This window comes from Zwartia hollandica, from assembly GCF_019923725.1.
Classification (GTDB): domain Bacteria; phylum Pseudomonadota; class Gammaproteobacteria; order Burkholderiales; family Burkholderiaceae_B; genus Zwartia; species Zwartia hollandica.
On sequence record NZ_JAHXRI010000010.1, the window covers coordinates 479346 to 497420 of the forward strand.

The 18075-nt window shown below is 54.0% G+C and carries 20 protein-coding genes; 8 read left to right on the forward strand and 12 right to left on the reverse strand.

What is annotated here, in order from left to right; translation table 11 throughout:
* Positions 1-2: 2 nt before the first annotated feature.
* On the forward strand, positions 3-989 hold the full coding sequence (locus KZZ10_RS13040; protein WP_259661962.1) for a Bug family tripartite tricarboxylate transporter substrate binding protein: 987 nt from the start codon (positions 3-5) through the stop codon (positions 987-989).
* A 43-nt stretch (positions 990-1032) separates the two neighbouring features.
* On the opposite strand, the gene KZZ10_RS13045 is transcribed toward KZZ10_RS13040, so the two are convergent.
* Complete coding sequence (locus KZZ10_RS13045; RefSeq protein ID WP_259661963.1) at positions 1033-2340, reverse strand: hypothetical protein; 1308 nt, start codon at positions 2338-2340, stop codon at positions 1033-1035.
* Positions 2341-2430: 90 nt separating this feature from the next.
* Here KZZ10_RS13045 and KZZ10_RS13050 point away from each other — a divergent pair, with 90 nt between their 5' ends.
* Positions 2431-2964 (forward strand): hypothetical protein, encoded by a 534-nt coding sequence (locus KZZ10_RS13050; RefSeq protein WP_259661964.1) that lies wholly within the window; start codon positions 2431-2433, stop codon positions 2962-2964.
* On the opposite strand, the gene KZZ10_RS13055 is transcribed toward KZZ10_RS13050, so the two are convergent.
* The 4 genes from KZZ10_RS13055 to KZZ10_RS13070 all read right to left on the reverse strand — a co-directional run bounded on the left by KZZ10_RS13055 (position 2937) and on the right by KZZ10_RS13070 (position 6766).
* Positions 2937-4034 (reverse strand): branched-chain amino acid aminotransferase, encoded by a 1098-nt coding sequence (locus tag KZZ10_RS13055; RefSeq protein WP_259661965.1) that lies wholly within the window; start codon positions 4032-4034, stop codon positions 2937-2939. The genes KZZ10_RS13050 and KZZ10_RS13055 overlap by 28 nt on opposite strands.
* A gap of 60 nt (positions 4035-4094) precedes the next feature.
* Positions 4095-4961, reverse strand: coding sequence for a PA4780 family RIO1-like protein kinase (locus KZZ10_RS13060; protein WP_259661966.1), 867 nt, complete (start codon positions 4959-4961; stop codon positions 4095-4097).
* Between the two features lie 56 nt (positions 4962-5017).
* Positions 5018-5305, reverse strand: a complete 288-nt coding sequence (locus KZZ10_RS13065; protein ID WP_259661967.1) for a hypothetical protein — start codon at positions 5303-5305, stop codon at positions 5018-5020.
* Positions 5306-5419: 114 nt separating this feature from the next.
* Positions 5420-6766, reverse strand: coding sequence for an amidase (locus KZZ10_RS13070; protein WP_259661968.1), 1347 nt, complete (start codon positions 6764-6766; stop codon positions 5420-5422).
* 191 nt (positions 6767-6957) lie between these two features.
* Here KZZ10_RS13070 and KZZ10_RS13075 point away from each other — a divergent pair, with 191 nt between their 5' ends.
* The 4 genes from KZZ10_RS13075 to KZZ10_RS13090 all read left to right on the forward strand — a co-directional run bounded on the left by KZZ10_RS13075 (position 6958) and on the right by KZZ10_RS13090 (position 8874).
* Positions 6958-7827, forward strand: a complete 870-nt coding sequence (locus KZZ10_RS13075) for an isocitrate lyase/PEP mutase family protein (protein ID WP_259661969.1) — start codon at positions 6958-6960, stop codon at positions 7825-7827.
* 61 nt (positions 7828-7888) lie between these two features.
* Complete coding sequence (locus KZZ10_RS13080) at positions 7889-8194, forward strand: high-potential iron-sulfur protein (RefSeq protein WP_259661970.1); 306 nt, start codon at positions 7889-7891, stop codon at positions 8192-8194.
* A gap of 16 nt (positions 8195-8210) precedes the next feature.
* A complete protein-coding gene (locus KZZ10_RS13085) occupies positions 8211-8582 on the forward strand; it encodes a Rap1a/Tai family immunity protein (protein ID WP_259661971.1) in 372 nt (123 codons plus the stop codon).
* 55 nt (positions 8583-8637) lie between these two features.
* Positions 8638-8874, forward strand: coding sequence for a YMGG-like glycine zipper-containing protein (locus tag KZZ10_RS13090; RefSeq protein WP_259661972.1), 237 nt, complete (start codon positions 8638-8640; stop codon positions 8872-8874).
* A gap of 59 nt (positions 8875-8933) precedes the next feature.
* Here the strand turns inward: KZZ10_RS13090 and KZZ10_RS13095 are convergent, their stop codons facing one another.
* The 7 genes from KZZ10_RS13095 to fabL all read right to left on the reverse strand — a co-directional run bounded on the left by KZZ10_RS13095 (position 8934) and on the right by fabL (position 15686).
* On the reverse strand, positions 8934-10157 hold the full coding sequence (locus tag KZZ10_RS13095; protein ID WP_259661973.1) for an LpxL/LpxP family acyltransferase: 1224 nt from the start codon (positions 10155-10157) through the stop codon (positions 8934-8936).
* Positions 10158-10171: 14 nt separating this feature from the next.
* A complete protein-coding gene (locus KZZ10_RS13100; protein WP_259661974.1) occupies positions 10172-11443 on the reverse strand; it encodes a beta-ketoacyl-[acyl-carrier-protein] synthase family protein in 1272 nt (423 codons plus the stop codon).
* Between the two features lie 5 nt (positions 11444-11448).
* Entirely contained in the window at positions 11449-12762 is a 1314-nt protein-coding gene (locus tag KZZ10_RS13105; protein ID WP_259661975.1) for a beta-ketoacyl-[acyl-carrier-protein] synthase family protein, read from the reverse strand.
* Positions 12759-13640, reverse strand: coding sequence for an ApeI family dehydratase (locus KZZ10_RS13110; protein WP_259661976.1), 882 nt, complete (start codon positions 13638-13640; stop codon positions 12759-12761). Before KZZ10_RS13110 ends, KZZ10_RS13105 begins: the two co-directional genes overlap by 4 nt.
* Positions 13640-14068 (reverse strand): acyl carrier protein, encoded by a 429-nt coding sequence (locus KZZ10_RS13115; protein ID WP_259661977.1) that lies wholly within the window; start codon positions 14066-14068, stop codon positions 13640-13642. The genes KZZ10_RS13110 and KZZ10_RS13115 overlap by 1 nt, the downstream gene beginning before the upstream one ends.
* Before the next feature lie 98 nt (positions 14069-14166).
* A complete protein-coding gene (locus tag KZZ10_RS13120; RefSeq protein WP_259661978.1) occupies positions 14167-14925 on the reverse strand; it encodes an SDR family oxidoreductase in 759 nt (252 codons plus the stop codon).
* 5 nt (positions 14926-14930) lie between these two features.
* The gene (fabL, locus tag KZZ10_RS13125; RefSeq protein ID WP_259661979.1) at positions 14931-15686 is read right to left on the reverse strand and encodes an enoyl-[acyl-carrier-protein] reductase FabL; all 756 of its coding nucleotides are present in this window, start codon (positions 15684-15686) and stop codon (positions 14931-14933) included.
* A gap of 142 nt (positions 15687-15828) precedes the next feature.
* Here fabL and KZZ10_RS13130 point away from each other — a divergent pair, with 142 nt between their 5' ends.
* Both KZZ10_RS13130 and queC read left to right on the forward strand, forming a co-directional pair.
* On the forward strand, positions 15829-17352 hold the full coding sequence (locus KZZ10_RS13130; RefSeq protein WP_375372567.1) for a CoA-acylating methylmalonate-semialdehyde dehydrogenase: 1524 nt from the start codon (positions 15829-15831) through the stop codon (positions 17350-17352).
* A gap of 14 nt (positions 17353-17366) precedes the next feature.
* The gene (queC, locus tag KZZ10_RS13135; protein ID WP_259661980.1) at positions 17367-18059 is read left to right on the forward strand and encodes a 7-cyano-7-deazaguanine synthase QueC; all 693 of its coding nucleotides are present in this window, start codon (positions 17367-17369) and stop codon (positions 18057-18059) included.
* The last annotated feature ends 16 nt before the right edge of the window (positions 18060-18075 follow it).

Below are 18075 nucleotides of genomic sequence, written 5' to 3' on the forward strand. Positions count from 1 at the left end.
CCATGAATCATTCACGCGGCCTATTCGGCGTGCTGGGCCTAAGCCTCACCGTCCTTTGCACAGCCATGAGCCCTGCGCAGGCACAAGACAGCTACCCAAACAAACCCATTAAAGTTGTGGTGCCCTTCCCCGCTGGCGGCGCCACAGACATACTCACGCGCGCCATCACTGAGAAACTCGCGGTGCGCATTGGTCAGTCTGTCATTATCGAAAACAAGCCCGGTGCGGGTGCGAACATTGGTGCGGCCACTGTCGCTAAAGCGGCGCCGGATGGCTACACCATTCTGATGGGCTCGATTGGGTCGCACTCTATTTCGGTGACTTATCACAAAGATCCTGGCTACAACTTCCAGAAAGACCTGATGCCGATTTCTAGCGCAGGCTCCTTGAGCAACATTGTTGTCATCGGCAATGATGTTCCGGCCAAGAACTTGAAAGAGCTGGTCGCCTACGCGAAAGCCAACCCTGGCAAGCTCACCTGTGGTTCATCTGGCACAGGGGGTTTGATCCACCTGACCTGCGAGATGTTTAAGATCGCTGCAGGCATTGATGTGCTCCATGTGCCGTACAAAGGGACATCACTCTTAATGCCTGACTTGATCTCTGGCCGTGTCACGATGGCACTCGACACACTGCCACCTTACATGCCGATGCTGAAAGATGGTAAGGTGCGCGCCCTTGCAATTACAACCGCAAAGCGCTCTTCGCTCATGCCAGACTTACCTACCGTAGCAGAGTCTGGATACCCCGGTTTTGAGTCCGTTGCGGTCTACGGGTTCTTCGCACCAGCAGGTACGCCAACTGCAATTATTAAAAAGCTGAATGCCGATATCAATGCGGTATTGCTCGACCCAGAACTGAAAGACAAACTGCTCAAGGTTGGTATCGAAGTCGAGGGCAGCACACCCGAGGCACTTGCGGCATTTGTTGGCAAAGAAATTGCAAAATGGGCAGCTGTGATTAAGGCGGGCAATATCAAGTCAGAGTAACGCGCCTGTATTGCACTCACGTGGCTGCGACGTATTTAAAGACCTAAGCGGTCTCTTTACGTCGCAGCAGAATGATCGGCGGGATCACCAACAACCAAGCGATACGCGTTTGATAACGATAGTGGGGTTTTGATAACGCCCCCGTTGCAAACGCATTCGCAAGCGCACCCACCCACAACAATAAAATTAATGCGATCGCGCGCGTATCGCGCATCATTAGCGCGCGCCATAAGCAATACAGACTCAGCACAAGGCTCAGCACCAGGACCATCACGACCAGTGCATTCAACCACTGTACACGCTCCTGCAATGCATTGCTCCACTGCTTAGCCGCTTTAAAACGCGCGAGCTCCGCGCTCGAAAAATTTGCCTCGATACTTTTAGCAACGGTCACATCCAGCGAGTCTGCGTGTAAGGTGTCTCCCAGCTTGATCATGACGAGTTGCTGACTTGTGTTTTTAAGCATTGAAGCCATTACACCGAGGGGATTGTCGCGCGCAGCAAGCGACACGAGAGTTGAAGCCTCTGGCGCCAAACCGATCGGCCCACCGGGATGCGACCAAACAGGTCCTTTGCTATCCCACATAAACACATCGCTATCAGTGGGCAAGCGATCTTTCCATGCGCACAAGTGCCAACCCGCCTTTGGACAGTTCGCACCCAGCGTTGCATTCACATGCCCATCTGCCGCGAAGCGCGCCAACATAAAAACAGAGCCAAAAGGCGAGACCGCGAGTTTATTGAACGCGTAATAACTCGTGGACACCAACAGACCAAGCGCGAGCACCAAGGGCAACATGACGACGCCGAAGCGAGCAAAGCGCAGCAAGAGGACAACCGACACGCACGCGGCCGCAATCACCAGATGAGATAAGTGCACTGCAATAGCTAAAGCGCCTACCAGACAGACCCATACGGCGAGTGAGCGCGATAGCCGTGGACTAAAACCCAAGACAAAAATGCTTAATACCGTCAGCGCCGAGAAAATGTCTGGCATCAAGAGAGAAACAAACCACGACGCACCCGTGCAAACAGCGAGAATCAGGCAAAGCAATAGAAATCGGAGCTTGTTGGGAGGACTAAAAACAGCCAAGGTCAGCCACAAGAGTTGTGACACAAGGATTGCTTGAGCCGCAGCAACGCCCCACAACGACTGCCAGCCATGCACCAAGAGCATCCAGGGGCCATAAATGAAAGGCTTGTCCCAATTGTAGTAGCCTGGCGTAGGTTGGTATATAAACACATTGGTGTCGCTGTACACCAAGGGGTAGCCATTCCAGAGAGCTGGCCATAAGAATGGCAATGCCCCCAACAGAACCACAAAAATATTCTTTATTTTTTCAGAAGGCATTGTAATCCTGATGTACTATATAAATCAAACATTGACGTACTATATTAAATAAAACAAGATGTACTACATTTATTACGGGTTTAGCTAACTATGCCTCAACCTCGTTCAATTCCAATAGGTCAAGTTCAGTTCACTGCTGAGCGCTATATTCAGTTACTTTCGGAGCGTGGCAAACGCATTCCTAGGACCTTAAACCAAGTCGCAAAAATTGCGACGACCGATACTGCGGTGTTGCTCGAGTGCATCAAAAAACTGGAACTTCTGGGTCTGACTAGCCAGACCGATTACCTGAAGATTCGAACTGCCGCGCGTATTAGGGTCCTCAGGGGATCTGGCAACACTCAGAGCGATTATGGCGTACATGAAGCAAACAAACAGCGTCTGCGACGCGCTCAACGCAAAGCACAAAAAATTGAGATTCACGCCCAGGCTCTCGAAGACTGGAACCGCGAGGGTCGCTTTAAAGCCTATAGTGAAATTATGGAGGGGTTGCCTGCGTCTCAGGTGGTCCGGGCGGACAAGCTGTTAATGGACCTACTCAACCGATATCCGTGCCTTTCTACGCCGGAGTATCGGTTGATGCTTGAACAAATCGATCAAACTAAACGCTTTAACCAGCCATGACGGTCTGGGGCACGCCCGTATTGAATATCGGTTAACTCCTGTCGCAGTGACATCGTCAGCTTACCGGCCGGTGCGTTCTCATCGCCAGCCACAAAATCACGACCTTTGAGCGCCGAAATTGGCGCGACCACGGCTGCCGTGCCCGCGGCGAACGCTTCGACGATATCACCTGAGGCAACACCATTACGCCATTCATCAATCGAGATTTTCCGCTCTTCAACCTTCAGCCCACGATCTCTGGCCAACTGCAGAATACTCAGGCGCGTCACACCCTCAAGGATACTGCCTGACAGCTCAGGGGTAATTAATGTGCCATCTTTTTTGACGAGAAATACATTCATCCCGCCCAGCTCTTCGAGGTACTTACCCTCTTGCGGATCAAGGAAGAGCACCTGCGAGCAACCGTTTTTATAGGCTTCCTGCTGGGGCAATAGCGAGGCAGCATAGTTGCCGCCACATTTTGCAGCGCCTGTTCCACCCACAGCCGCGCGGGTGAAATCCTCGGATAACCAGATCGATACTGGAGCAACGCCTTTTGAAAAATAAGGCCCCACGGGACTCGCGATCACAAAATAGGTTGCTTTGTGCGCTGAGCGCACACCCAGAAAACTCTCATTGGCAATGGTAAATGGACGCAGATACATACAGGTGTCGGGGGCCGAAGGTACCCAGTCGGCATCCATGGAAACCAATTGTTTCAGAGACTCAATGAAGGCGTCTGTCGGCAACCCTGGCAAAGCCAGCCGATGCGCGGAACGCTGCATACGTTCAGCGTTGGCCTGTGGGCGGAAGGTCCAGATCGAACCATCAGCATGGCGATAGGCTTTCAAGCCCTCGAAAATCTCCTGCGCGTAATGCAGAACAGACGATGCAGGATCAAGCAGCAAGGGTCCATAGGGCTTGACTTGTGCATCGTGCCAGCCCTTTTCAACGGTCCAATCAATGGAAACCATGTGATCGCTGAAGTACTTACCGAATCCAGGATCGGCAAGAATCGCATCTCGCTCAGTCTTAGAACGCCCGTGCGTTGAGCGAGTGGACTTAAAAATCAGTGGTGTGTGTGCAGTCATGATCTAAACCAGAATATGGGACCTATGTTCCTTTGATTATAGCCATGGGAAAAAAAAGGATTAGTTGTCCCGTCCCGGCTCGGAAATGCCTTGCATACGACGCAAACGCGCCTCTTGTTCGCGACGGGTTGCCTCGATTTCCTGCATCAGGCCAGCCATATCCACAGGAGTGTTATCAATCCGTGCCTGGCCCGTCAAAGGAGTCTCGGTTGTGAGGGTCCCCGCAACATAGTGTTGCCAGATCTCCTTACCGTATTGTGTTGTCAGCAGTTCAGGAGCAAATTGCCCGAAATAAGTCGCAAGGTTCTGCACATCGCGCTGCAAATGAACCTGAGCCTCATTGTTTGCCGCAGCATCGATTGCTTGCGGTAAGTCAATAATGACCGGGCCGTCCTCTGCCATCAGAATGTTGTACTCCGATAGGTCACCATGGATCACGCCGGCGCACAGCATACGAACCACTTGGTTCAGCAAAAACTGGTGGCACTCTCTGGCGCGTTCTGGCGACAGTTCCACATCGTTGAGCCGAGGCGCGACGTCACCCTCTGCATCAGTGACCAACTCCATCAGCAGTACGCCGTCCGTGCAGATGTAGGGCTTGGGAACACGAACACCGGCTGCAGCCAACTTGAACAAGGCGTCAACTTCGGCGTTTTGCCAGAGCTCTTCTTGCATCTGTTTACCATAGCGCGTGCCTTTTTCCATGGCCCTCGCTTGGCGACTATTTTTTACTTTGCGACCCTCTGTATACGAAACTGCATTCTTGAAACTGCGCTGTTTAGCATCCTTATAAACCTTGGCGCAACGTACCTCATCGCCACAGCGCACCACAAAAACAGTCGCCTCTTTGCCGCTCATCAACTGGCTTAGCACATCATCAACCAGACCTTCTTCAACCAGCGGCCTGAGCCGTTGCGGGACTTTCATTACACCTCCGAGCAATCGTTCTATCCCGTAATGTACAGGTTTGCCCGCGGCAGTGCTCAGTGCGGTCGACCATGTCGGTGTGGATAATGGCGATGGGGGCGATAGTAAGGTACACGACCGACTGGCGGCGCCACAAAAATAGGCACTATCACACGCGGGGCGGGCCGAACATAGGGCGGGGGCACATACACAGGCGCAGGGGCAATGTACAAGGGGGCGGGCCTATAGCGATATCCATAACCATACCCAGAGCTGTAACCATACGCGTCCACGCCTGGCCCGTACGCAACGCAACCCGTACAAATAAACAGAGCACCCAACGATAAGAACCGTGTGATACGCATAGCTGAACTCCGTTAGCAGTGACAATGGGCATACGTTATGCCCATCAGTTGATGCTGTTAAGGGGTCAGGCTACTGAAATTTGTTTCGATTGGTTACAAACTCTTTCAATCTGTTTAGTTCTGCAGAATCGACTCAATCGCTAGCGCAACTGACGATAAGTTTGCGTCGTCGTCGCGAATTGAAGACACCATCAAACCAACCGGCAGCTCACCCTGTCGATGACAAGGCAGACTATAAGAGCAGCCATCCAGCAAGTTGATTGTGAAGGTATTGCGCAACATCTGCCCGTTTGCTTTAAAGAACTCCTCGTCAGAGGCAACTAAGCGGGCAATCTCTGGGGCAACGGTCGGCACGGTAGGGCACAACACCGCGTCAAAACCTCGGATTGCACGCTCTACGCTTGCGATCCAAGCGCGGCGCTTATCCAACAAGGCGATATATTGCTGCGCTGTAATTGTCGAGCCCAGTGAGACCCGCGCTGCGACGCGAGGATCAAAGGCGTCTTTGGCACGCGCCAGACGCTCATGATGCACGGCATAGGCCTCGATCGGGGAAAGACCTCCAGGGGCATTCACTTTCGATATCTCGGCAAATTCAGCCAGGGGAATTTCAACGATTTCAGCCCCAGCCGCAGACAGGGCAGAAAGGCTTCGATCAAACGCTTGAGCGACCGTCGCGTCAAGCCCATCCAGCACGAAGGTCTGCGGCACTGCCAAACGCAAGCTACCCACCGAGCGTGGGCGCACCACCAAGGGCTGACCCGACAAGACTGCATCGACCGTGATGCAGTCTTGCACGCTGCGTGTCATGGCACAAACCGTGTCTAAGGAGCGCGATAGCTCTAACGCACCATCAAGAGGCACCCGACTTTGCGTGGATTTAAATCCAACCAAACCACATAGCGCAGCCGGAATTCGAATAGAGCCTCCCGTATCCGACCCCAACCCCGCCACGGCCAAACCGAGCGCAACTGAAACACCGGCCCCGGAGGATGAACCGCCGGGAATCCGAGCAACCTTGGGATCTGTCGGATTGACGGGTGTGCCATAGTGCGGGTTGATTCCGATCCCGGAGAACGCGAACTCGGTCATATTCGTTTTGCCAATAATGGCCGAGCCCGAGGTCCGTAAACGTGCAACAACTGGGGCATCGTGGGTCTGGGGAGGCTCCCCCTTACACACCACTGAACCGGCCATCGTTGTCTCGCCCGCCACGCCATACAGATCCTTGATCGAGACAGGTAGTCCGGCTAATGCAGATTGCTCTACCCCAGCAGCCTGAGCCGCGTCGGCATAACGCGCTGCGGCCAAAGCCGCCTCTGGATAAAGCTTGGTAAATACGCTCTTCGCACTCGCGTGCGAAGCACCCTCGAGCGCACGCGTAACAAGCGCCTCCCGTGTTGTTTCGCCACGGGCGATCTTACGATTGAGTTCCTGGATAGTTTCAGTGATCTGCGTCATGGTGTGTCTTTGAAATTTTGGGGAGATTATCCCCACAATGTAAGGAACTGAGCCCAACCGGTCAAGCGGCCCCAAATTGCCGTCGTTACGATCGTTGCCCAAGCCCCCACACGCCATAGGCTTCCTGCTACGATTAGATCATTGCAGTTTCCTAAAGATTATCAAAAACAAAACCTACGAGACTCTTAATTATGTCAAACAATAAACCCGCTCAACTACACGCACGACTCAAACAACCTGGCCTGGTGACAGCACCTGGTGTCTACGACATGGTGTCCCTGCGTCTGGCGGACAGTTTCGGCTTTGAGGCGTTATACATGACTGGCTTCGGTGCGGTCGCCTCGCATATGGGCCTACCAGATGCAGGCTTGGCAACTTATAGCGACATGGTGGGACGCGTCGGCTCAATGGCAAAAATGGCGCGTACGCCTCTCGTGGCAGACGGAGACACAGGCTATGGCGGGCTATTGAATGTACGCCATACTGTTCAAGGCTACGAGTTAGCGGGCGCCTCCGCGATTCAACTAGAGGACCAAGAGTTTCCAAAAAAATGTGGTCACACTCCAGGGCGTCGTGTGATTCCAATGGAAGACATGGTGAAAAAAATCCGCGTTGCGGCTGAATCCCGTCAATCGAAAGACTTTCTAATCATTGCGCGCACCGATGCCCGTACAACACTCGGGCTCGACGAGGCCTTGAGAAGAGCTGAGGCTTACGCAAAAGCCGGTGCAGACATTTTGTTTGTCGAGTCCCCAGAATCAGAAGAAGAAATGCGAACAATTGGACGTACTTTTCATCAACCCTTGCTCGCCAATATGGTCGAAAAGGGCCGTACGCCAGTGCTGAGCAAGGCCGAACTCGAGGCGCTGAACTTCAAGCTCGCCATTTTCCCCGTTACCGCCTTGCTAGCTGGTGTTCAGGCAATGACTCAGGTGTATCAGCACTTCAAAAGCACGGGTTCATCTGTGGGCGGAAAAACTGATCTGTATGACTTCACCGATCTCACTAAACTCATGGGATTTGAGGAAGTGTGGGCTTTCGACAAAAAACATGCAGACTGACTAAAATCCACTTATCTGCATCGCTCAGGGTGCAGTTTTCTACTCTTCTAGGACAAAGACAATGAAACCTTCACGTCGCCAGTTCATTATTTACTCGTCGGCCAGTTTGGCTGGCCTCGGTTTGAGCGCGCAAGCTCAAGCTCAAGCCATGCTTGGCGAAGCAGAGCCGGCCGCTGCTGGCCTAGGCTACAAGGCTGATGCAGCCGCAGTCGACAAAACCAAGTTTCCAAAATATGCGGCTGGTCAAGTTTGCACAAACTGCCAACTGTATGTCGCCAAGTCAGCCGATGCAGGTACCTGTGCAATCTTCCCAGGCAAATTGGTCGCAGGTCCAGGCTGGTGTAATGCTTGGGTCAAGAAAGCCTAATTCATCGGAGAACATATTGAACAAGTCCCTAAAAGTGCTTGGTCTTTGTTTGGGAATCGCTGGCTTCGCGCCAGCGATGGCTCAACCAGCCCCCAAGGCATCGACCACCACAGAGCAGTATGTCGCCTATTGCAATAACAAGAGCGATATCGCAGCTCAAAACTTCTGCCATGGTTTTGGACAGGGTGTCTACGAGACCTATATCGTGAGCCGCCATCCTAAAAACGCACCGAACTTTGTTTGTCTCGAACCGAAAGGCAATACTCGACAGCAATACATTGACGGTTTTGTAAAGTGGACGGCAGCGAACGCGCGCTTCAATCAAATGTCAGCGGCAGACACCATTTTGCGATACCTCGGCGAAACGTATCCTTGCAAACGCGGCTAAGCCTCTTGGCTCACGCACTGCTTAGGCCGTCACTTAACGCTTTGGAATACTCATTATGAAGAAAACTCTCCTCGCTTTGCCAGTATGCGCAGCCTTAGTGCTGACAGGCTGCTCGGGTATGAACACCACACAACAGCGCACTCTGTCCGGTGGCGCAATCGGTGCCGCAGCAGGTACAGGGATTGCGCTGCTCGCTGACGGCAACCCTGTCTGGGGCCTCATCGGCGGCGCTGCAGTTGGCGCCTTGGGTGGATACCTTTACGACAAGCACGAAGCAAACAAGCAGCAATAAGGCAACACCGAAGTGCTGTTAGGCGTCAAACAAAAAAGCCTCGCATGCGAGGCTTTTTTTCAGCGCTTTTTACGAGGTGCCTGGACCTTCCAGCGACGATGCACCCACCACCATTGCTCAGGATGCCGAACGATTAACAATTCCAGAGCTTGGTTATACGCTCTTGTGTTGCGTTGAATTTCCGCACCAACGTCCTCCTCATTAATCGCCGTAAGCGCAGGCAGAAACTCTAGGACGTGCGTGCCGTCCGGCTCGCGCCACGAACACGCTGGGATCACCGGCGCACCCGTTGCAAGGGCGATAACTGCCATGCTTTTATAGGTTCCCGCGGTATGGCCAAAAAACTCTACCGGAATACCCTCTGGACGTCTTGCATACTGATCAAAGGGAAATACCACCGCATCCCCGCCTTCAATCGTCTGGACAATTTCCTCCAGAGATCCACGACGGCCCACCACACCAAAACCTGCCTCATTGAAGCGACGTGTGAGCATGTCGCTTAACCAGCGTGGCTTGATCGGGCGGCGTAAAAAATGAATGCGTCCCTTAACCTGCGGGAAGTGCTCAATACCCGCGACCGTGGAGACTTCAAAATTCCCAAAATGTCCGGTCAAGATCAAGAGGCCTTTCCCAGCCTCAAAGGCATTAATCATGCCTGGTACACCAAGAACACGGACCATGCTCTTCTTTTGCTCAGCCGATAGAAAGCGGAATTTCACAAGCTCGGTCAGTAACGACCAAAGATGTCCGTAGTGTGCTTGCGCGAGACGCTCTATTTGTATGGGATCAACTTTGCCACCATAGACACGCCCTAGATTCTCGAGAATGACACGCCGACGGTATGGCAACCAGCGATAAATAAATTTCCCAGCCCAAGAGGGTGCAATGACTTTGGGTACCCTCAGCGCAACCGCCGTTGCAGTTGTTTCTGAATGAGTCAACGATATTTTTATTTCAGCGACAAGGTACCTACCAAGAACAACTTCTGCGACCGGGGTCACTTCGATATGCGGTGCACCGTACTCGTCACGCCACACAGAAAAATCCATCGCCGTAATGGTATTGAGCGCAGTCTCAGCTGAGAACAGCTTCAGGCAAGCCTCTTTTGCAGCAAATCTGGCTGCTAAGCTTGCCGCGCGACCTGGACCATCGCCTGCGTCGGCGATCTCGGTGGCGGAGAATAGCTTGTGAAGCTCACCAGGCATGGCCTCAATGAGGCGCACGATACGCTCAATTTCGACAGTGTCGACCGCGCAGCCATCCGGGAGAGGTTGCTCAGACACTACGGACGCCGGCTTTAACGTATCGCACGCAGCAATACTGCGGCATTCGTGCCCGCAAAGCCACGGCAAAGTACCAGCACGACATCACTACGCGTTTCACGATTCTGTTTGGTGATGTTTAGCCCAGCGCACGAAGCAGCCAATTGTTCCAAGTTGGCAACGCCCGGCACAACACCTCGCCTTGCAGCCTCAAGACCGATGGCAATATCGACGAGACCGGATGAAGCGAACAGGTGCCCAATCGACCACTTGTTTGCTGTCACGGGCGGCATATCTTTACCAAAAATGCGCAACAACGCTGCCGTTTCAGATGCGTCGGATTGTTCGGTACCATTGCCATGCGCAACTATCATTCCCACATCAGACGGCTTGAGCGCAGCATCCGTCAACGCAAGCTCTATCGCGCGGCTTAAGCCGTCGCCATCATCGCGAATACAGAAAATTCCCTCTCCTTCAGAGGCATCGCCGCCCCCAAGGTATTCGCCTAGGATCGTGGCGCCTCGCTGCTTGGCACTCGCTTCGGTTTCAAGCAACAGCGCCGCAGCACCCTCACCCAACACACACCCATCATGTCGTGAGTCGAATGGACGCAACACATCTTTGGAAACTAAACCAACTTGATCCAGGTAAAGCAACGTCTGGGGCTCAATCGGTGCGTCATGTGCGATTGCCACAACACGCTGCGCATCGCCTTCGCGCAATGCCCAGGCACTTTCAATGACGGAAAGAATACCGCTGGTGGTGTGATTCGTAATACAGCCGTTGGGGCCTTTCAACTGATTGCGAATACTGACATGACACAGCACATTGTTCGGCAAGGAACGCAACAACCACATTGGATTAACGGTGTTGGACAACTCTTTACCAAAGGTGGCGAGACTATCTCCGCTTTCTGCCATCAGAGGAAAAAAATCATAGTTCACCTCGAACGCACCACCACCTGAGCCAACATAACAGCCCGTCTGGTCCGCGTACTTGGCAGCGGCCGCCTCATCAAGCGTTCCCGTATATGCAGGTAACCCAGCCTGTTCGATCGCTTGCGTGCCCGCGTAAATACCGAAAACATCAGAGCGACGCACAAGCTTAAGCAACTTGCGATCCCCTAAAAGTTTTCCGCCGTTGTAGTCAGGCACTTCAGCTGCTTGGCTATTTGGCCACTTTTCAGTATCCCAACCCACAATGGGTGCGACCATCGAACGGCCCGCGCTCAGGGTGTCAACAATGGCGGCGGGATCCAAACCGGCGGCACAAATCGCACTATTTCCGGTGATAACGATTCGACTCATTTCAATTACCGTCCTGCAGCAATTAACGCTGCGGTTTCTTCGGGATTGCGGAAAGCCAGACAGCTGTTACTGCCGCCAAATCCAAGAGAATTCGAGAGCGCCATCCCAATTCGCGCAGGGCGCGGCGCATCACGCACAATATTCACATCGCAGTCAGGGTCGAGCTGTTGCAAATTGGCGTTAGGCGGCATCAAACCATCGCGAATTGCCAGCGCACAAATCCCTGCCTCGACTGCACCCGCTGCAGCAATCAAGTGACCCATCACGCTCTTCGTTGAGCTGACGCCAACTTCTTTTGCACGGCCTTCAAACACAACATTGACGGCCGCACACTCGCTTCGATCATTCATTGGTGTTGAGGTGCCATGCGCATTCAAGTAATCGATATCCGTTTGCTCGGCGCCTGCATCGGCAATCGCACGGCGCATCGCCTGAATTGGACCATCGCCAGACGGATGCGAATCCGTAATCCGGTACGAGGACAGAGAATTACCGTCACCCGCGAGTTCGGCATAGATAGTTGCGCCGCGTTGAACTGCACTATTCCACTCTTCCAGAACCAAGAAACCCGCCCCTTCTCCGAGTAAAAATCCATTACGGGTCAGATCAAAGGGACGGCTCGCACGCTCAGGGTTATCGTTGTCGGGCGAAACTGCCGACAACAAACAGAAACCTGACAGACCGACTGGCGAGATCATTGAATCAAACCCGCCCGTCAGCACACGATCCGCGACGCCACGGCGAATGAGTCGCAGCGCGGTACCAACCGCTTGCCCGCCAGAGGCACAGGCGGTGTGCACACTCGATGCATAGCCACGTATGCCAAAACGTCGTAACAACAAAGAAATACCTGCGGTCGACAAGCTGCGGCTAAAGGCCATAACATCGTTCGCGACAGGCTCTTCCAAAATACCGTTCGCCTGGAAGTCGCCATCAGGGGCGGCCGCTTTTTGAATCGCGGCAATCTCCGGGTGCGCAATCGTCATCATGCCTGCACCGACTACACAGCCCCAGCGCGCTGCGTCTTGTTGTGTGGGTCGAATCCCTGCATCTGCAATCGCTTGATCTGCCGCCGCTAATGCGAAACGATGGGCGCGGCTCGCATACTTAAGGAGCTTACGGTCATCGATCGGTGGCAAGCTGTCAAAGCCTTTCACCTCAGCTGCGATACGCGTAGAAAATCCAGAAGCGTCAAAAAGTGTAATGGGGCCTCCACAACCTTTGGCAGCCTTTACGCGCGCCCAAGTGGATGCCACATCGAGTCCTGCGGGCGTAACGAGCCCAATACCTGTTATCGCTACGCGACGTCTTGCGGTCATGCGGATTCTCCGGAATCTGGAGCAAAAAACATTTTGGCGCCAGCTATTGTGCGGCCGTTTGCTGACGCACCAACTTTAATCAAAATAGGTTCTAAGTCACCTTCGCTCGGAGTCGCCGCTTCGGCGGACAACACAAGCGAAGCACCTGGCGCGGTAAATGCGCGCACCTTCACGTTTGTAATACGACACACACGCACCGGACAGCCAGCCAGCGCCTGGGCAAGTCGCTGCGCCAGTTGCTGTTGCGCATAGAGCAACAGCGTGGCGGGGTACACGGGGCGTGAGGGGAAATGATCTTCAAAAAACGGTGCATGCTCAGGCACGGCGAGCGTCGCCTCGAGCCGATCCGAGCGGTCACTGGGGATATCCGTTAAGGCCGGCTGCGGCACACCACCGAAAGCGCCTGGCGCTCGTCCGACGTTTTTAAGCACCTCAAAATCTGCAGCAAGTGCTTCTGGGGCATCAAACTCATGAATGTCGAGCATCGATCCGAGGGTATCTTGCAACTCAAGCACCAACTGCCCGCCAACAAGCGCACGTCCCTTGTATTGAATAGCCTCTGCATCGCAGGACTCAATATCAACGATCAGCTCAAGCGTTTCACCCGGCTTGGGGAGACGGTGCATGCGCGTATCGCCCGCCAAAGCCGCAACGGGACGATGCGTGAATCCAACTGCAGACATACCGACCCAAGCAGCAAGTTGTCCAATGGCCTCGGCCACCAAACTGACGGGGAAGTGCGAAACAGTGCTTGGGATCGTATAGAGGCCGCTCACGCGAGTGACCCCTTCAATACTGGTAATACGGTCGACGAACGAAAAAGCGGCGAAGCGACCGGTTGGCGAGGCCTTGGCGGCACTCGCCCTGCCGAGAACCATCAGCCAGCGGCTTGTGATGCACGCTGAGCGCGGATCACGAGCTTGCAGAAGGTTTCCGGTGTGTACAAACGCGCGATGTGATCGACACGCATGGGAGTTTTGAAACGCGAAGCGTCGATTTCAGACAGGTATTCGCGCAAACGAGCCAAACCTTTTTCGGTCAGGATGCCGTTTTGCTCAAAATCGGCGACAGCCATATCACCGCGAACATCTTCAATAATCTTGCCGCGTGGCACCTTGATTTTGAAGGCGCGCTCGAGGCGAAACACCATATCGAGAAAATCGATCGATTCAGCATCCAGGCCCTCGATCAGGGATACATCGAGTTTGATGTCATCAACATCGCAGCCTAATGCATCGGCCATCGTTTTTTGGACGGTTGGGAAAACCGCCATGATTTCTTCTTTCGAGATGACTGCTTCAGCCATGATTTACTCCAAATATGTGTCAGCGCGCGTCATTTTAACCCAAGTATCAGGGAAATCCCGCCCTGAAAAAGGCCTAACCGAGGGTAAAAACCGGGCGACTAGCCCATTTTAAAGCCGCCATCCACATAGAGGACCTGTCCCGTCACATAACTGGCGAGATCTGACACCAAGAATCCGACCGCATTTGCCACCTCTTGTGCCTGGCCATAGCGCTTGAGCAAGATATTACGCTTGACCTCATCCTCAGCCAAATCGCGCACTTGCTGAGACATCTCCGTTTCAATCACCCCGGGCGCCACGGCGTTGACCAAGATTTTGCGAGGGGCCAGCTCGACCGCTAACGCACGCGTCAAGGCATCCACGGCTCCTTTACTCGCCGCGTAATTGGCCTGCCCTCTCCCCGCCTTGTTGCCAGCAACCGACGATAAATTGACAATACGACCAGCCCGCTGGGACATCATGTACGGAATGACGGGCCGGGTCACGTTGAAAACACCACCAACGTTGGTGTTGAGCACATCCGAAATTTCGTCGTCTTCCATCGCTGCCATTAAGTTATCGCGCACGACGCCAGCATTATTGACGAGGATATCGATGCGTTCGCAACGCTCGGCTACCGCCTCAACCGCAGCCGCGCAAGCGGCTGAGTCGCTCACATCCACCTGCATTGCGGTAGCTTGACCACCGGCTGCCTGCACACCCGCGACGACCTCGTTGGCGGCCGCTTCATTACCCCGATAAAAGAACGTCACATTGGCGCCCTGACCTGCCAATAGCTCGACAATTGCGCGACCAATGCCACGCGAGCCGCCTGTAACGATTGCAACCTTGCCAGAAAGTCCTGATTCAAATGCCATCGTGATCAACCCGAAATCGCAAAGCCGCCATCCACCACAAGGGTGTGGCCATTAACCCAAGCAGCCTCAGGCAAGCACAACAGATACACCGCATCGGCAACGTTCGTGGGCAACAAGCTGGGTCCGGCCGGCGTGCGTGCCGCAAACTCCGACAAGACCTGCTCTCGATTCGGAAAATGGCTCAAGGCATCAGTATCTACAACACCCGCGGAGACAGTGTTCACGCGAATGCCACGCGGCCCTAACTCTTGGGCAAGTGTGCGTACCAAGGACTCTAGCGCGGCTTTCGATGCACCAATAAACCCATAATGTGGCATCGCTCGCTGAGCACCCAAACTCGACATGGCTATGATGCGCCCCCCGTCCTTCATCAGCGGGGCCGCATGCTGCGCAAGCAAGTTAACTGCAAACGCGTTGGTTTCAAGGCACCAACGGAAATGTTTGAGCGTCATGTCCATCGCTGGTTTCAACACGCCTGAGGCCGCATTGCTAATGACGATATCTAGACGACCGAATTCTTTAGTGATGATCTCAAACATCTCAGTCACGCTATCAGGCACGCCCACACTGGCTTGCACAGCAATTGCCCGACGACCCATTGCGCGAACCTCTGCGCAGACCGCCTCGGCTTCATCCGAGCTGTTGTAATAATTGGCGATGATGTCACAACCGGCCGATGCCAGCTTGAGCGCGCAGGCGCGCCCAATGCCGCGCGCGGCTCCGGTGACTAAGGCAACTTTGCCAGACAGGGGCAGACTCATGATAGGGGATCGCTCCGAAGGAAAGGCAAAGTTTAACCAAGATCGAGGTCAACGAACAATTCTGAGGCTCTTTCCTGAGCCAAGACTTCTCGGGCATCTTACAATGTCAGATCTGTTCGCCTATTCCACTAAAGGATTCAGCATGTCCAAGCAGCCTCCGATGCCCGCCATTCCCGCTCTCGCCTCACACTGGATTCAAGGCAAGTCTGTCGCCGTTGCAGGCGCGCGCAATCAGGACGTCTTTAACCCCGCAACGGGCGAAGCTTCGCGCAAAGTGGAACTTGCCTCGACCGAAACAGTTGCCGCCGCCGTTGCCAGTGCCAAGAGCGCCTTCGCGGCCTGGGCTGACACACCGCCTCTGCGTCGCTCGCGGATCATGAATAACTTTTTAGCGTTGCTTAACGCACGCAAGGACGAACTGGCTTCGATCATTACGCAGGAGCACGGCAAAGTCTTCACAGATGCCCAGGGTGAAGTCATGCGCGGCATTGATATTGTGGAGTTCGCCTGCGGCATCCCTCAACTACTCAAAGGCGACTTTACTGATCAAGTATCTACCGGGATCGACAACTGGACCTTACGTCAACCGCTAGGTGTGGTGGCGGGCATCACGCCCTTTAACTTTCCTTGCATGGTCCCCTGCTGGATGTTCCCTGTCGCGATTGCAGCCGGCAACTGCTTTATTTTGAAACCCAGCGAACGCGACCCTTCGGCAGCGATTTTCATGGCACAACTTCTAAAAGAAGCTGGCTTGCCTGATGGCGTGTTCAACGTCGTGCAAGGCGACAAAGTTGCGGTAGACGGCTTACTCGAACACCCAGACGTCAAGGCCATTAGTTTTGTCGGCTCGACACCAATTGCCCAATACATTTATCAGCGCGGAGCAGACCTTGGCAAGCGCGTGCAAGCACTCGGTGGCGCCAAAAACCATATGGTTGTGATGCCCGATGCAGATATCGAACAGGCTGTGGACGGACTGATCGGCGCGGCCTATGGCTCGGCAGGCGAACGTTGCATGGCGATCTCGGTAGCCGTGTTGGTGGGAGATGTGGCAGACAAGATCGTGCCTTTGCTAGCTGAGCGTGCCAAAACCTTAAAAATTAAGAATGGTCTTGAACTCGACGCTGAAATGGGCCCAATTGTGACGCGTCAAGCACTCGAACGGATCGAGGGTTATATCGATATCGGCGTGAAGGAAGGTGCCAAGCTCGTCGTCGACGGTCGCGGGATCAAAGTGCCTGGCCATGAGCAGGGCTTTTTTACCGGGGGTTCGCTGTTTGATCACGTCACCCCCGAGATGCGCATCTACAAAGAAGAGATTTTTGGACCCGTGCTGTCTTGCGTGCGTGTCAAAGACTTCGCACAAGCGGTCGAACTCATCAACGCGCATGAGTTTGGCAATGGTGTGTCCTGCTACACGCGCGACGGCAACGTCGCACGTGAGTTCGGCCGTCGCATCCAAGTAGGCATGGTGGGCATTAACGTGCCTATTCCTGTCCCTATGGCATGGCACGGCTTTGGTGGCTGGAAGAAGAGCTTGTTCGGGGACATGCATGCGTACGGCGAAGAAGGCGTGCGCTTCTACACCAAACAAAAATCGATCATGCAGCGCTGGCCAGAAACGATTGGCAAAGGCGCCGAGTTCGTGATGCCCACCTCAAAATAAGCGGCGAGCTTCGTATGTCAAAAAGGGCTGTGTGCTTACTGAGCGGCGGCTTAGATTCAACAACATCACTAGCAATTGCCCAGAGCGAGGGCTTTGAAGTCTACGCTCTGAGCTTTCGCTACGGACAGCGTCATTCCATTGAACTCGAAAAAGCAGCTTCCTTTGCAAAGCTGCGCAGCGTGACTCGTCATGTGATCCTAGACATCGACCTGCGCAGCTTTGGTGGCTCGGCACTGACGGCAGATATACCCGTCCCCAAAGGGCATAGCGTCGAAGACATTTCCACTGGCATACCGATCACCTATGTACCTGCGCGCAACACGATCTTTTTGAGCTTCGCGTTAGGCTGGGCGGAAGTGCTAGGCGCCCAAGACATCTTCGTGGGCGTCAATGCGATGGATTACAGTGGCTACCCAGACTGCCGTCCCGAATACATTGCCGCATTTGAACATCTTGGAAATCTCGCCACCCAAGCAGGTGTAGAGGGCCACCAGCGCCTCAAGATTCGCGCACCACTCGTGAAAATGACCAAAGCGGACATCATTCGCAAAGGCATGGAGCTCGGCGTTGATTTCGCAGAAACCACCAGCTGTTACGACCCAGGCCCAACCGGCGCACCTTGCAAGCAATGCGACTCATGCCTGCTGCGCGCTAAGGGTTTTAGTGAAGTTGGCATCGCAGATCCGCTAGATGCCAAGTTCAAATAATTAAACTTGCCGCCAG

Bases quoted from the DNA above. Each gene is read 5' to 3' on its own strand.
- KZZ10_RS13110 (WP_259661976.1), bottom strand. From the start codon at position 13,640: ATGGTTCTCGGCAGGGCGAGTGCCGCCAAGGCCTCGCCAACCGGTCGC.
- KZZ10_RS13075 (WP_259661969.1), top strand. From the start codon at position 6,958: ATGTCAAACAATAAACCCGCTCAACTACACGCACGACTCAAACAACCT.
- KZZ10_RS13080 (WP_259661970.1), top strand. From the start codon at position 7,889: ATGAAACCTTCACGTCGCCAGTTCATTATTTACTCGTCGGCCAGTTTG.
- KZZ10_RS13090 (WP_259661972.1), top strand. From the start codon at position 8,638: ATGAAGAAAACTCTCCTCGCTTTGCCAGTATGCGCAGCCTTAGTGCTG.
- KZZ10_RS13065 (WP_259661967.1), bottom strand. From the start codon at position 5,305: ATGCGTATCACACGGTTCTTATCGTTGGGTGCTCTGTTTATTTGTACG.
- KZZ10_RS13105 (WP_259661975.1), bottom strand. From the start codon at position 12,762: ATGACCGCAAGACGTCGCGTAGCGATAACAGGTATTGGGCTCGTTACG.
- fabL (WP_259661979.1), bottom strand. From the start codon at position 15,686: ATGAGTCTGCCCCTGTCTGGCAAAGTTGCCTTAGTCACCGGAGCCGCG.
- queC (WP_259661980.1), top strand. From the start codon at position 17,367: ATGTCAAAAAGGGCTGTGTGCTTACTGAGCGGCGGCTTAGATTCAACA.
- KZZ10_RS13045 (WP_259661963.1), bottom strand. From the start codon at position 2,340: ATGCCTTCTGAAAAAATAAAGAATATTTTTGTGGTTCTGTTGGGGGCA.
- KZZ10_RS13120 (WP_259661978.1), bottom strand. From the start codon at position 14,925: ATGGCATTTGAATCAGGACTTTCTGGCAAGGTTGCAATCGTTACAGGC.
- KZZ10_RS13060 (WP_259661966.1), bottom strand. From the start codon at position 4,961: ATGAAAGTCCCGCAACGGCTCAGGCCGCTGGTTGAAGAAGGTCTGGTT.
- KZZ10_RS13115 (WP_259661977.1), bottom strand. From the start codon at position 14,068: ATGGCTGAAGCAGTCATCTCGAAAGAAGAAATCATGGCGGTTTTCCCA.
- KZZ10_RS13040 (WP_259661962.1), top strand. From the start codon at position 3: ATGAATCATTCACGCGGCCTATTCGGCGTGCTGGGCCTAAGCCTCACC.
- KZZ10_RS13070 (WP_259661968.1), bottom strand. From the start codon at position 6,766: ATGACGCAGATCACTGAAACTATCCAGGAACTCAATCGTAAGATCGCC.
- KZZ10_RS13050 (WP_259661964.1), top strand. From the start codon at position 2,431: ATGCCTCAACCTCGTTCAATTCCAATAGGTCAAGTTCAGTTCACTGCT.
- KZZ10_RS13100 (WP_259661974.1), bottom strand. From the start codon at position 11,443: ATGAGTCGAATCGTTATCACCGGAAATAGTGCGATTTGTGCCGCCGGT.
- KZZ10_RS13130 (WP_375372567.1), top strand. From the start codon at position 15,829: ATGTCCAAGCAGCCTCCGATGCCCGCCATTCCCGCTCTCGCCTCACAC.
- KZZ10_RS13055 (WP_259661965.1), bottom strand. From the start codon at position 4,034: ATGACTGCACACACACCACTGATTTTTAAGTCCACTCGCTCAACGCAC.